Raw genomic sequence first — 14,197 nt, forward strand, 5'->3', positions numbered from 1 at the left:
AACTCAAAAAGCGCGGCGCAGGAGGGATCGAATAAACCGCAGTTTGTTCTTTGTGGTTAATCGGGCGAAGCCGAGTCTGCCGACGATTTCTCTTAAAGCCTTTTCGTCCTCTGCGTAATACGCCGCCAGAAAAGCGTTTTGCAGCATGACTCGTATGGCGTCATCGACTGCATCGTGATGCTCTTCAGGCGCAACTTTCAACTTGATGTGGTCTTCCCGTATGCGGCAGGCGCCGAGATAGTTCTTCAAAACCGCGCCTGACATGTTGCCCGCGTGGCGACGCTGTTTCGCGGTTACGGTGAGATCGCAAAGAACATAGCCGTGTAACGCCGCTTTAAGCGCCATATCGGCATCCTCGGACACCATCCATGAATAACGAGGGTCGATTCCGCCGATTTTGTCGTATAGATCGCGAGTCATCACGGTTGTGACGGGGGAGCCTGGGTTATACACCAAGAACGAGCGATAGGCGTTATTTCCCATCACGATGCAATTATCGGCGTCAGGTGTACCAAATCGTTGCCACCAATTTTCCGGTGCGTCCGAAAAATAAGTCCGATCGGGTAGGGCGGCCGGGCCGAAAGGAATCAAATCCGAGAAACTGAAATTTACCTCAGGATGCTTGGCGAGCAGGGATGCTCGGCGTTGCAGGTGCTCCGGAAGCCAAATATCGTCGCTATCGCAAAACGCCAACCAGGAACATGTGGTCGCTTCGGCGGCCGTTTTCCGGGCGACGCCGGGCCCTGAATTTTCTATGCGGATCGATTTGATGCGCTTGCCGTAACTCGCCAATACCGCGGGCGTATGGTCAGTCGACCCATCGTCCACCACGACGACCTCGGCAGGTGGATAGGTCTGATTCAAGACCGAATCCAGGGTTTCCTTGAGATAATCGGCGCGGTTGTAAACGGGAATGGCGACGGCGATTTCGAAATTCATGATTGGATGGATCGAGCAAAGTCAAGAAATTCAGAGATAAGGTAATCTGGCTGGATGGCTTCGCGGCGCGAGTATTCGAGTGCTCTATCGCAGTAACATTGATAAAAATGATCATCGAACCAGAGTTTTTTCAAAGACTCATCCCATTTTTCAAAATTGCTTTCTGGATCAAGCAATATACCACCGTCACCGACTGATTCCGGAAGACCCCCTCGATTACTTGCCAATGTAGGAATACCGCTTACTTGCGATTCTGTAACGACGCGTCCCCATGCTTCGTTGCACATGCTTGGAACCAGCAGAATTTTAGCCTGGCTGTAAACAAGCTTCATGTCCCTTTGCTTTTCCATCCACTCGATATTTCCGGATCGCTCGGCACGTTGAATATATTCTCTCTTTCTATCCGGAGGTATAAACCAAGATTCAATAAATGCAAAGGGGATTTCAGGGTTACTTTCGGCCAATCGAAACGCCAATTCAACACCCTTTAAAGGTGATGGACATATAAAAACAACTTTTTGGCGCGTTGGCGTCACGCGGTAATTTTCGCTGCTGACTAAAGGTGGTATTACTTTAGCTTCTAAGCTAGAAAACCTTTCAAACGCTTTTGCCGTAAATTGTGAATTTGCAAGGAAGTGAAGGAGAGGGTGAGATTTATAATCACCACCATGTTTGTCAAATGCAACGTCACGGAGATAAACCACGGTTGGTATATCGTTTTGAATAAAGGCGTTGGCCAACAATAGCGGCTGCCCTGCTTGGATAACTGCTACGTTTGGATTAAATGATTCAATGACTTCGTCAACGCCTTCTATGGGATTCCATCCACGAAATACAGGATATCCTAAAGTGTTATCATCTGGGTATTTTTTGGATGTAATTTTCGACTTTATTCTATTTCTTAGCCACGTTAATCCAGTAGATCCTAGATCCGCAAGTACTGCACAATTAATCGATTTTCTTTTCAGCGAAATGCATAAATCATGTGTTGATGATTCAGAGCCGCCAGCACTTTGAGGTGGGTAAAAGTGATTTGTTGCAAATAGTAATTTCATTTAAAACTGTTTTGGGTAATAACAGCCGGTAATTACAACTTCTATCCAATAACCGTTTGAGATTTTAATCCGACCGACCTGGCCGGGATTGTCCCAGGCTACTACACGCGAATAGAGTGAACCTTAATAAATCAAACCGCTTCTACAGACGCCGTAGCCAAGTTTGACCTGGAAGTTTTGGATAGACCTGATATCGGTCCTATCGTAAAGGATATGCACCCTTTTTCACATTCATGTGAAGTGACGGTACTTACTCCGTATTGGTTCATCCAGAGTTTGATAATAGCTTTTTCTTCTGGCCGATTTGCGTCATCTAAAAAGACCGTGGCATTTTTCAACTTATCTATCAAATTTGGCAGCGCGGGATAACGCGCATCTTGGCAAATAAAGGCTGGTGGGCCATCTATCACCAACATGTCAATTTCCTGAATTTCAGGGATATTGCTTAGGTCATACCATTTGCGATTGCCTTCAATCTCGATCAATGGTGTGTGTAAGACTGTTGCCCAATCATCCAAGTGATGCTTTTTTAAGAAGGTACGCGTTTTTTCCGCATAGAAGGCATCATTTTCCAAGCTGTATACGTGCCCGCGGTTATTCAGTTTTGCGCACTGTGCCAATGTAATCGTTGATGCGCCAGAGCTGCATTCGACGATGGTGTCAGGTTTACTGTTTAGTGCATGCTCAGCAATCGTTAATAAAAAATCGGGTGAAGCCGCCCAACCCCTCAGTGGGGGAAGATGTTCTTCGAATTTTAGTTTGCGCTGAAGCGCATCATAAGCCTGAACCTGTCTATAGATATTGTTCAGTTCCAGGGTTTGGTTTTCTATTTGGTCCTTTATTCCATATGTCATCAAATGGGTTTGCCGGACCTTATGGAAGGTATACAGCAGCAATAAAAACTGGGCTGCAAGTAATATGTAAACAAAAGTCATGTGGTTGCCTTTCTTAAAAAGATCAGATTAATGAGTTCTTTTCTGATTGGGTGTTTTGTTAAAAACATGGCTGCTAACCAGGATAGCGCGAATGCAGTTCCCGCCAAGGCTAGCAGTAGAAATGAGTTGTCTACCACGGGTGCGAGGCTTTGCTTGATGTAAAGCGGGACGGTTAGTGAAACGATGGCAATGAGGCATCCCAGTATCGTGGATTGGAATAAGAATTGCCAAAATCTTAGACGTATGAGCGGGGATAGGATAAATAGGTAAATAATAAAGCCGATAACATAGGTTGCAACTTGTGCCAGGGCAAGAACATTTAAAGAGATGGATGCGGCTGGAATTATGATGATAACTCTAAAGCTTTGAATTAAGAGCTCGGCTTTCAAAACCGATCCGGGTTTGTTGAGCGCATATAATGTGTTAGGAGCAAATGACCATACGGAATAAATTACACCTCCTAACGCCAGAATTCTTATTATGTCCGAAGATGCCAGCCACTGGTCGCCGAACATTAATAATATGATTTCGTCGGCATAAAGGGCGAGGAATCCGTAAAAGGGAAAAGCTATAGACGTAACATAGACAGTGGCATTGAGAAAAGCTGGGCCAAGGGGTTTGTTCTCGCGATTTTGCTGAGCAATCACCGGGTAATAGACATTCCGTATAGAACCCATGAACTGCTGTGAGAACATACTGACTATGGTCTGCGCTTTGCTGTAGATCGCGACGTTGGAAAAGCCGAGAGATTTGCCTATCACTAACTCAGCAACGTTGTAGCCAACTTGCCCGAGAACGTTGGTTAGGCTCGATTTTCCACTGAACGAAAATACATGCTTACTTCCCTTTAAGCTCGGTAAGACAAACGAGTCTTTGGGTCTAAGGGCTGTCGCCGTCAGCGCGGTGGTCAAGATATTGACCAAGGAGCCCCAGACCAGGCTCATGAAGCCATGGCCCTGATAGGCCAAATAGATGCTCGTTCCGGCGGAAGCGATGGTGCTGATGAGGCCTATATACATCAGCAGATGAAACTTCATCTCGCGTTTGAACAGGGCCAGTACCGGCGAGCTGAAGGGGATGATGACGAAATTGAGGCTCATCCAGGCCATGATTTGCACCAATGCCGGTTCACGGTAGAAATCGGCGATGACATGCCTAGAAAGGTACAGGCCAAGGGCGATGCTCCATGCGGCCAGCATGGTGATGCCGAACGCGGCTTTAAGACGGTCTTTGGTAAGATTTTTTTCCTGGATGATGTAGCTGCCCACGCCGAAATCCCGGAGCATGTGGGCGATCGCGAGAACGGCCGCGCCGACGGAGAAAACACCGATTTCATTCGGCGTGAGCAGGCGGGCGAGGATCATGCTGGAGCCGAGCTGAATGGCGACTTGCAGATAAGTGTCGGCCAGGGAATAGACAAGCGATTTTTTTACGGTGGTCACAGGTCAACTTTCGTGTAGCAAACAACCCGAGGGTAATTAAGTCTCATCGTCTCGCAGCCTTGGTGTTCGGCATTTAACCCGCGGTCTCGAATCGCCCTTGTCATCTTGATGCGTTCCTGCCGGAAGAAGAAGGGCATTTCGATACTCGCCGGTAGAAAGCTCGAACCGCGCTAATCGGTTCCGCCCCGGAATTTATCGTTCGACAACTCGCCGCTTGTCATGAAATCCGGTTCTCCATCGGCTCGAAATTGCTGTAGATCGGCCTGCATCGCGCACTTGGCCGGGCGCGCCGCGAGTTCCTGACGCAAATCTTGACCGCTCGGCGAGATGCTCTCCCGCCGGGGCAGCGGATACCCCAATGCACGTGAGTCGGAATGTCGTTTTTTGATTTTCGCTCTTAGCAATTGAATCGGTTTGTCGATCAACGCGATCAAGCCCAATGAAATGACAAACAGCAGGATGATCGAAGCCGATACGCTGATCAGTCCATTTAAGGAGAACTCATGCAGCGGTTTCGAAAAGAGAAAATAGGAGGCGACCAGGCCGACTTGCCAATGCAACAAATAAAATGGGTATGAAAGATCGCCGAGTAGCTTGTCGACAAACTTGTTCACGACTCCCAAAGTTCTGCCGTTGATGATGTTCAGATAGAGAAGAAAACAGACCAACAAATTGATATAAAAAGCGATGTCGCGGATGGAGGCGCTATCGCCGTTCAGCTTAGTGAGAGCAACTGAAAACGCGGCATTGATCAGGAGTATCGATAAATAAAAGTCGGACGACGGAGAATAGGTTTTGAAAAAGTTCGTTATGGCGCCGTGTTTCGATAGAAAATAAAGAGCGGCTCCGATCGAGAATGGCAAGGACGCTGCGGGAATCGGGAAATAACGGTCGGCATCCGGCCAATTCATCTGATAAGAAACGGCAAAATAAGCGACGGATACCAGAAACCAGACGAGTGTTCTTGCCGCGGTTTTGGCGATCCCCATGCAAATGGTCGCGTAAAAAAACAACTCGACCGTTATCGCCCAGGTCGGAGGAACCAGGCGAGGATTGACGTCCACAGGGTACCAACCCGGAAATATCATCAAAAGATTAAATATATAGTCCGTAAGTTCGGTAGGGCGGTAAATGGAATGATGATAAGTTTTTGTCAGCTCCTCTCCGAGCCAAGCGATCAGGAAGATGGAAAAAAGACAGGAAAACCAATATTGAGGATAAAGCCGCAAAAATCGATTCAAGGCGAAAGAGAGTCGGCCACGCAACGAAAAGCCATAGCTCTCGTGCATGACCAGATTCATCAGATATCCGCTCATCATATAGAACCCGAATACCGCGAAGGGTCCTATCAGAACAGGCAGAAACAGATGATGGAAAACCACCATCAATGCCAGAACGAATCTAACTGATCCGAACATCGCCGTTCAGCCATCGGAGCGCATTATCGATAAGTTTTTCCCGGTCGATGGCGCGTGAGAACGTATGATCGGCGTCGGGCTCGTCGATTCGGGTTAGATCGAGATTATTCAATATGGCCTGCCAACGCTCGGAAAGGTTTACGAGTTCGTCGAATTCCTTGCCTATCAGGCTGTACCCGCTCATAAACAGCAAAACCTTGCCGTTAAAACGCGCCAATCCTTCACGCATTTTTTCCTGATAGGTTTCCAGATCATCGAAATCCCGGTCTTTGATCCGGTTCGGATTCTTCTCGGCTTGCATCGACGTTCGCCATAGATCCAGGAGCGAGCTCAAAGCGGTCAGCGGATTGAATCGGAATGTAGCCAATTTGAGCCAAAAGCTCTTTTGCATGATCCGCATGAGATAGTAGTGTTTGATGTAGGTTCGGGCCTGTGTGGCTTCGTTGCGCACCCAGGGATTCTGCATGATGAGCCGCTTAACGCGGCTGTCTTGCCATGCGTACATCATTACCGCCGAGGCGGCATTACACTCAGCCCATAAGACTATGTCATCTATGTTCGGGACTTGCTGCTGCAGCTGATCGATTGCGCTGCGTATATCATCGTCTATATGCTCAAAGCCTTTAAATTCGCCGCCGCTGTCACCAAAGCCGCGATAATCGAATCGCAATACGGGATAGCCGTCCTCCGCTAATCGCCGACTCCAAAGAATAAGTTGCCGGGCACAGCCGACCCGGTATTGGGGGCCGCCGGCTACCACTACGACGACCGCCGTATTTTTGCTGTTTGACGGTTTGTGCAAAATGCCGATTTGCGGCGAGCCGTGACAATTAATGATTAAAGGGATTTCTTCGGGACTCATAGGCCTACAATCGGTCAGTTGCGAAACAATTCGGTGGTTTTGTCGATTAACTCTGGAGTTAGCTCACGTTCGTGCAACTGCCAGAAGAAAGGGCCGGAATAGGTATGGGGCCGAACGCGTATGCCCTTTTCGAGCCAAGCAGCGATGGCTTTTTCGCTGGCGGGCGACAGTGTTTGCCCGTCTTCGACAACCGCCTCGAACCAATCGATTTGTAGAGCGGGGTTTAGCGTGTCGTAATTCGACAGCTTTTTCTCATCTATGGCGCTGACCAATTGCGGCGTTAGTTCATAACCAGCAACTTCCAGATTGTGACCTTGCCGTAAATGCTCTCGCATTTGTTTAGTGGTCTCTTTCGGCTCGCCTCTATCCATCAGCATGGCCAAACGGATACGAAAAAATTGCGTTAATAGGACCGAGCCATCCAACACCGGTTGCCAGAGGAGCAATCGGATGAATCTGTCCGGCTGTTGGCACGCCAATTCCGTGGCGAGCAATGCACCCAGGCGAAGTCCCCACAAGCCGATATTGCTATATCCCTGATCCGCCAGCCAGGAGTAGGCGGTATCGGCGTCATCTTTCCACTGCTGCCAATCGGTCTGCGAAAAATCGCCTTGGCTATCGCCGGTGCCGTAATAGTCGATCAGCAGGCTGCCGACGCCTAGAGCAGCGAGCTTTCTGGCTTGCAGCGCCACCATGACGCGGCAGCGATTCAACTCTTCGGCGAATGAGGGTAAAAAAAGCAATACCGGCGCTTGTTTGTTTCGGGGCGGTGCAAACAGGCAAAAAATGTTTCCTCGAGTGCCGGATAAGTAAAAGGGTTGCAAGCTAATATCTAGAGCTTGATGAGCATTCATAGCTTGCTCTCGACAAACGACATCAATGAACCTAACGTAGCAAAGACATCGGCACTGATTTCGTCGTCATCGATTGTGCAGCCCACGCTTTCTTCTATAGCGGTAATAATATTAACGACACCCATCGAATCCAGTTCCGGTAAATCGCCTAACAATGCAGTTTCGGGCGTAAATCGATTAACGGAATCACCCAATTGCAAATGTTGTTTCAGTATGTCTTTTACCAGTTTTTCAACGTTCACGTATTTGTACTCACCAGGTTAATTGTTTTGAAATTATTCCATTCGGCATTCAAGCGAACATGAATCGTAGGGTAGGTTAGCCCCTCGGCTCCGCTCGCGACAGGCTCCGCGTAACCCGCCGATTGAAGGTTGCTCGGTGGGTTACGGCGCACGCGAAGCACAGTGATCGGCGGTCGATCAGTGCTGATGTACGCCTAACCCACCATCGATGGGTTTCGCTTCGCTCCACCCATCCTACAAAATGAATGCCGGATTGAAAGCGATTTGGAATAAGCTTTTTCTCATCGCACTGCGGGATGTCCGGAAATATCCTCGACGGTCCAGTCGGCTGGCACAAAAATATCTGCTGTCGTTCGTTTTCACCAGACTGCCTATGTTGCCGCCGGTGAATGACGGTTCGAGGCGTCCGTAACATCCAAAGGTTTCGTACTTAGCCCGGCCTGATCGGTTTACGCACGAATGAGCCGCTTCTGCCGGGTGTCGAGACGGTCGATTCGGATATAGTCGCTTGGGAATTTTCGGTCATGTCGGTATTCGTGGCGTATCTCCGCACCACATAGCCGGACATCACGACGATAGAGATCAAGGCATAATACAGATCGAAGTATGCCATTCCCAGAAATGCTCCCGAGACTGCGTATCCAACCAAACTCACCTGAATCATGCGCATTAAATCGGCAAGCGGCTTTAACTCGGGGTAATGGTTGGCTTCCTTGGCAATACGGGCCGCGCTCCGCCAGGTAAAGAGAGCGAGGGTGAGATAAATAGCTAAACCGATAAAACCGTGTTCCCCGAGTATTTCGAAATAAATACTGTGGGCATCATGGTAATCGTCCGGATTGGGAGCATAAATCTTGAACAGATAAGGATCGAATGTTTCGAAGCCCCCGCCCAATAACCGGCTCATGGCCAAATTTATCGCAAATCCCCAGGCATTGATGCGCCCCATGGCGGATCCATCCTGGTCGTAGCTTTTGATGGTCCCCATGCGCTCATGCCAGGAATCGGGCATGAACATATAGAGGGTCAAGCCGCCGAAGATCGCCAGTATGGAGTAAGCGAAACGGTTTTTCCCTTTCATGACGAGAAAGGTTCCCATGGCGACGAGACCCAGCAACGCGCCGCGGGACTGAGTTCCGAGTACTGCCACAACGCACAATATCATGGCCGCCAAGCAGCCATTCTTGAGCCAGATCGGCTTGCTGTGCATTTGCAAATATCGGATCAAAGGGATGGTCATGATCAAGGCCAGACCGATCTCGTTGTTGCCGCCGATAACGGTTCCGTCAGGCCCCCAGACATGATAGCTTCCTGCGGTCAAAATCGTGAATATGCCTCCTTTCACGCCATAAAAACCCAGCGATGCCGCAATCGTTGCAACCAGCAGATAGATCCGGCGCTGGTCCTTTATGACCATCATCGTCAGGAAGGTAATAAGCTGAATTTTCCATATTTTGTTCCACTGTTCCCAGGCTCCTTCCGGATTCAAGGCGAAAATCGTGGTGATCAGCATCCAGAGGATGAAGATGGCGAGCATTGTCGTTTCCCGAGTCCACGGTATTTTTTTATCCTCTTTGCTGATCAATAGTGACAACAGCAACGATAGAGCAATTATCAAAGAAAATGGCATGCTTCTCGCGAAGCCCCAACAGGCGCGATGGGCATTCATGTAAGCGAGCCACGACCACATCAGAATGCCGATGGCCGGTGATCGGAAGATGAAAGGAACACTTCCGAAAACGATCAGAGTGACTATCAAATCACGCATGGAATACTCATATCGACAGGTTTGCGGGGCCGGGGCTATACCATCGTCCGATCCGTTTTTCGGTGAAAGCCACGAGCTGATTCCGGAGCCTGTTTAGGCCAACACTTCAGCGGCATCAGGATGATTCAGAAACAAATTCGGACTCGCCGTATATCCGTAGGCGCCGGATTGATAAACGGCCACCAAATCGCCGATATCGGCCCGTGCCAGATCCATTCGATCAGCGAGAATGTCGAGGGGGGTGCAGAGCGGGCCGACCACGCTGGCCTCTTCGCGCCCCTTGCCTTGGACTTTGTTTCCGATCACCACCGGATAATTCTTCCGAATGACTTGACCGAAGTTTCCGGACGCGGCGAGGTGATGGTGCAGCCCGCCATCGGTCACCAGGAAGACTTGGCCGCGGGACATTTTTCGATCAACCACTCGGCAAACGTACAAACCGGCTTCGCCGACGATATAACGGCCCAGTTCGATGACGACCGTAGCATTCGGAAGATGCGGCCGAATTTCCTCGAGACGTTCCGTCAGTTGCTCGCCGATCGGACGGATATCGAGAGGTTGCTCGCCCGGGAAATACGGAATGCCGAAGCCGCCGCCGATGTTCAAAAGGCGAATCGGCGAAGGGCAGTGATCCGCCAAACGCAGGGCAAGCTCGATACTTTTCTGCTGGGCTTCGATAATGGCTTCCGCCCGCAAATTCTGGGAACCGCTGAAAATATGGAAGCCCTGGAAATCCAGTTGGTATTTGCCTACACGCCGCAACAGTTCGGGCACCAGTTCCTCGTCCACGCCGAACTGCTTAGGGCCTCCGCCCATTTTCATGCCCGAGGACTTGAGCTCGAATGCCGGGTTGATGCGAATCGCGACTCTTGCCGGATGACCCAGGCGCTCCGACTGTCGGGCGATGACATCCAGTTCGTGAGCGGATTCGACGTTGATCAAGATTCCGGCCGCGATCGCACAGGACAGTTCTTCGGCGCGCTTGCCGGGACCGGCCATGCTGATGTGCTCGGGAGGCATGGGGGTGTCGAGCGCGACTTTCATTTCGCCTGCGGAAGCCACGTCGAGGCCATCCACTAATCCCGCCAGGTGCTGGACGACCGCCGGCAGAGGGTTGGCCTTGATCGCATAGTGCAAGTGGATTTCCTTGGGGAGATGCTTACGTAGATGTTCGACGCGCTCCGTGATGAGCCGCCGGTCGTAGACGTAAAACGGCGTTCGTCCGACGCGCTCGGCCAGCCGGGTCAATTTCATGCCGCCGACGATCAGACAATCATCTTCGACCGGAAACTGAGTCAGAGCGGCGTGACGGGGAGATTCCTTATTCATGGGCACCCTCTTCGTAGAGGCGGGCGAATTGCGCCGCGAGTTGTTTTCGATCGATTTTGCCGTTCGGATTCCGCGGCAAGCTGTGCAGAAGCTGAATCGACGCCGGTACCATGAAGTTCGGCAACCGCTGGCGACAAACCTCGATCAAGTTATCGGTCGGCGTTTCGGCCTGGCTGGTGGAGATGACCGCAACGATCGCTTGGCCCAAGATCGGGTGGGGCACGCCGACGACGGCGGCTTCCGAGACCAGCCCGGTCGAATAAATGACCTCCTCGACTTCGGTCGGGCTGACCCGGTAGCCCGAGGTCTTGATCATATCGTCCTTGCGCCCGACGAAATAAAGATAGCCTTCCTCGTCCATGGTCACGGTATCGCCGGACCACACGGCAATTTCCGGTATCGGTAATTCATGAGCGCGTCCCGGCGCGGGTCGGAAACGTTCGGCGGTTTTTTCGGGGTCGTTCCAATAACCCAAAGCGACGAGAGATCCTCTGTGCACCAATTCTCCGGGCTCGTGCGGCGCGCAGGGCGTGCCGTCCTCGCGTACGACGACGATTTCGGCGTTCGGAATGGCCTTTCCCATCGAGTCCGGCCGGAGATCGATCTGGTCGGGCGGAAGGTAAGTGGACCGGAACGCCTCGGTCAGACCGTACATCAGAAAGAATCTGGCGCTAGGCACGTTATCCCGGATGCGCTCCAACGTCGCCTTCGGCATTTTTCCGCCGGAGTTGGTCATATAGCGCAGATGTTCGTCGATGCTTGCCGGCCATTGGAGTTGAGCCAACTGCGCCCACAGCGGCGGAACGGCCGCGAGTCCGGTTATGCGATAACGCGTTAGGGCATTGACGACATCCTTGGGCAAGAGGTAATCCATCAACACACAGCAGGCGCCTTTGAGCAGTGCCGTCGTCAGTTGGTTCAGCCCGTAATCGAAGCTGAAGGGCAGAACGGCGAGGATGCGGTCCTCGGGGACGATCTCCAAATACTGAGCGACGCTCTTGGCGCCGGTAACGATATTCCGATGGGAAAGCACGACCCCTTTGGGTTTGCCGGTACTGCCGGAGGTATACAAGATGGCGGCCATATCCGTATCGATGATGACCGGGTTGGCCGGCTTTGCGGCGGATGGTTCCAGTCGTGACAAACCCGCCCAGCTTAAGACCCGAACCCCGGCGATCGCGGGCAGTTCTTCGGTCGAATCGGTGACGATGACCGTGTGCAGATCGGTGCACGCTGCGAGTACGCCCATCAAGCCGTTGAGGCGGCTTTGAGACGTGATCAGAACCCTGACATTGCAGTCCTGAAGAATATAGGCGACCTGCTCGGCCTTAAGCACGGGATTAACGGGTACGAATACTCCGGCGGCCTGCGAGACGGCCAAATAGCTGACAACCGTTTCGACTTGCTTGGGCAGATAGACCGCGACGCGCTGCTGGCGTAAAAGGCCGACTGCCGATAATGCGTGAGCCTGCTTCGATACCGAGACGGATAGCTCACTGAACGTGAGGCTCGCCTCCTTGTGGCGGATTGCAGGGTTGGAAGGTGTTATCTCTGCGGTTCTTGCCAATAAATCATGAACTAATACAGGCATGGCTTATTTTTCGCGATGAATTGATTTTGCAGGCATATGCCGTCGGTAGGGCGTGGAAAATATCCGGAGCCGGTTGCTAAGTACATTCAGGGAAGTCTTGCGGCATAGGCAACCTGCAGGACAACCCCGCCAATCAAGCCAATCTATCGAGATTCCGCAAATATTTGCGGAATGTACTTAGAGCGTTTTCCATCCCGGTGTACGGCTTCGTGCCGGGCGGGAAGAACGTAGGTCGGCAATCCCTTCCCAATCGCAAACGGTCGCTTTAGTCGCGACCCTTCCAATCGCAAACGGCATCTCTGGGAGCGCCAGAGCTGCCCTTCCAACAAAGCCCTTTGCCGAGCCGGTACGTCGGCAAGGGATTGCCGACCTACATATGGGGCTCCCTTACACCGGCTCGGAAAACGCTCTAGAAATGGCTCCGCATAATTATTGATCATCATTTCGGTATCGGTAAGTCTGCTACGAATCGTGAACGCGCGTAATCCCGTCGCTCTGGTGCAGAAAACAAGTCAGGTGGACGTCGATTAGGCAAAAATCGCGTAATTTTCGCGTTAAGCACGTCACCCCGGCAGGGAATGCCGGGGTCCAGAAGCCATGGATGGCAGAGACCTATCACTTCCTTGTGTACTGGATTCATGCCGGGCGATCCTGCCCGGCACCCTTCGGGCGCGATGCGTGCAAACCGGCTGTCCTGCCGGTTTGTCCGGCACAAATTTGCCCGGAGCAAATTTGGACGTGCGCAGCACGGTCCGAAGGACGAACCCCAGGGATGGGGTGAGCACAAAACCGTCGGGAACGGTTTTGGACCGCCCGCGGCGGGTCCGAAGGACGAACCCCAGGGATGGGGTGAGCAATCCCTGCCGGAATGACGGCTTAACGTAACGGCATTGCCCGAAATATTCCGGGACACGGAGGCGCGTGTTCGTTTTTTCTGCCTTAAAGTAAGCGCGGCATGAATCGGAGCCGGGGACGGGTAAAGCGAATCCAATCAGCGCACTCCGTCGGCGTTATTTGTACAGGAAGGCTTCAGCCGCGCACGGCGGGCTCGGGTCGCCCGCCACCTCTTTGTCAATCGCTATCCGAGAGGACCGTGCTACGGACAAGAAGGGGCGCTTACAACAGTGCCCACGATTTCTTCGCCCGAGCTTGCGTCGCAGAAACTGTAACTGTTGCCGCCGTTGCCATAAACACGATAGTCATAGGTACCGCCGTTGCCATAGTCGTAACGGACAACCGCGTTTGCTCCAGTGCCCGAGATACTCCAAGTGCCGACTGTTTCGGACGGGTCCACCGGGTCGGAAGGGCCATTCTTGTAATCCACGAGCGTACCGCCGCCGGTACCCTGGTGCTGCTCCTGCCATCGCTCGGCGCCTCGAGTCGCGCAGACCGTCATGCCTGATAACGCCGTTGAAAGCTGGATTTGGTTGAGATTAGGGCCGGTACACGCTGCCATCGCCTCGCCTGCGATGCTGACGAACACGATCACGCCCCGAATGACGATTGATTTCATGGTTTTATCCCCCGGTGAATTGACGCGCAAGCGGTCGTAACTATAGCGGATGAGCCCGGCAAGCTCTATCGATATCTGTAGGAGTGTCCGAAAAAACTCTGCTCTTTCGCCGGGGACCGCTAGCGCACTTTCTGCTTCGCTCAGGACAGGCTTATTCCAAATCGCTTTCAATCCGGCATTCATTTTGTAGGATGGGTAGAGCGAAGCGAAACCCATCGATGGTGGGTTAGGCCGCGCGGCCGCAACCCA

At 51.9% G+C, this 14,197-nt stretch carries 12 protein-coding genes; all 12 read right to left on the bottom strand.

Features of this window, described 5'->3' with window-relative positions:
- Nucleotides 1-3 precede the first annotated feature (3 nt).
- Nucleotides 4-939, bottom strand: a complete 936-nt coding sequence (locus ACR2R1_RS01810; protein ID WP_434112392.1) for a glycosyltransferase family 2 protein — start codon at nt 937-939, stop codon at nt 4-6.
- Entirely contained in the window at nt 936-1,994 is a 1,059-nt protein-coding gene (locus tag ACR2R1_RS01815) for a glycosyltransferase (protein ID WP_434112394.1), read from the bottom strand. The genes ACR2R1_RS01810 and ACR2R1_RS01815 overlap by 4 nt, the downstream gene beginning before the upstream one ends.
- 131 nt (nt 1,995-2,125) lie before the next feature.
- On the bottom strand, nt 2,126-2,929 hold the full coding sequence (locus ACR2R1_RS01820; protein WP_434112396.1) for a class I SAM-dependent methyltransferase: 804 nt from the start codon (nt 2,927-2,929) through the stop codon (nt 2,126-2,128).
- Nucleotides 2,926-4,371 carry a lipopolysaccharide biosynthesis protein gene (locus tag ACR2R1_RS01825; protein WP_434112398.1) on the bottom strand — a complete coding sequence of 482 codons (1,446 nt, stop codon included), beginning with the start codon at nt 4,369-4,371 and terminating at the stop codon, nt 2,926-2,928. Before ACR2R1_RS01825 ends, ACR2R1_RS01820 begins: the two co-directional genes overlap by 4 nt.
- A 170-nt stretch (nt 4,372-4,541) precedes the next feature.
- The gene (locus tag ACR2R1_RS01830) at nt 4,542-5,789 is read right to left on the bottom strand and encodes an acyltransferase family protein (RefSeq protein ID WP_434112400.1); all 1,248 of its coding nucleotides are present in this window, start codon (nt 5,787-5,789) and stop codon (nt 4,542-4,544) included.
- Nucleotides 5,773-6,651, bottom strand: a complete 879-nt coding sequence (locus ACR2R1_RS01835) for a hydrolase 1, exosortase A system-associated (RefSeq protein WP_434112402.1) — start codon at nt 6,649-6,651, stop codon at nt 5,773-5,775. The genes ACR2R1_RS01830 and ACR2R1_RS01835 overlap by 17 nt, the downstream gene beginning before the upstream one ends.
- Before the next feature lie 14 nt (nt 6,652-6,665).
- On the bottom strand, nt 6,666-7,505 hold the full coding sequence (locus ACR2R1_RS01840) for a hydrolase 2, exosortase A system-associated (RefSeq protein ID WP_434112404.1): 840 nt from the start codon (nt 7,503-7,505) through the stop codon (nt 6,666-6,668).
- Complete coding sequence (locus ACR2R1_RS01845) at nt 7,502-7,747, bottom strand: acyl carrier protein (RefSeq protein ID WP_077730104.1); 246 nt, start codon at nt 7,745-7,747, stop codon at nt 7,502-7,504. Before ACR2R1_RS01845 ends, ACR2R1_RS01840 begins: the two co-directional genes overlap by 4 nt.
- A 430-nt stretch (nt 7,748-8,177) precedes the next feature.
- Nucleotides 8,178-9,515 (bottom strand): putative O-glycosylation ligase, exosortase A system-associated, encoded by a 1,338-nt coding sequence (locus ACR2R1_RS01850; RefSeq protein ID WP_077730106.1) that lies wholly within the window; start codon nt 9,513-9,515, stop codon nt 8,178-8,180.
- 93 nt (nt 9,516-9,608) lie between these two features.
- Entirely contained in the window at nt 9,609-10,844 is a 1,236-nt protein-coding gene (locus ACR2R1_RS01855; protein WP_133717326.1) for a pyridoxal-dependent decarboxylase, exosortase A system-associated, read from the bottom strand.
- Complete coding sequence (locus tag ACR2R1_RS01860; protein ID WP_434112406.1) at nt 10,837-12,435, bottom strand: acyl-CoA ligase (AMP-forming), exosortase A system-associated; 1,599 nt, start codon at nt 12,433-12,435, stop codon at nt 10,837-10,839. The genes ACR2R1_RS01855 and ACR2R1_RS01860 overlap by 8 nt, the downstream gene beginning before the upstream one ends.
- A 1,096-nt stretch (nt 12,436-13,531) precedes the next feature.
- The gene (locus ACR2R1_RS01865) at nt 13,532-14,131 is read right to left on the bottom strand and encodes a hypothetical protein (protein ID WP_208110099.1); all 600 of its coding nucleotides are present in this window, start codon (nt 14,129-14,131) and stop codon (nt 13,532-13,534) included.
- Nucleotides 14,132-14,197: the final 66 nt, after the last annotated feature.

Origin of the sequence: Methylocaldum sp. GT1TLB (genome assembly GCF_051027445.1) — a bacterium.
GTDB lineage: Bacteria > Pseudomonadota > Gammaproteobacteria > Methylococcales > Methylococcaceae > Methylocaldum.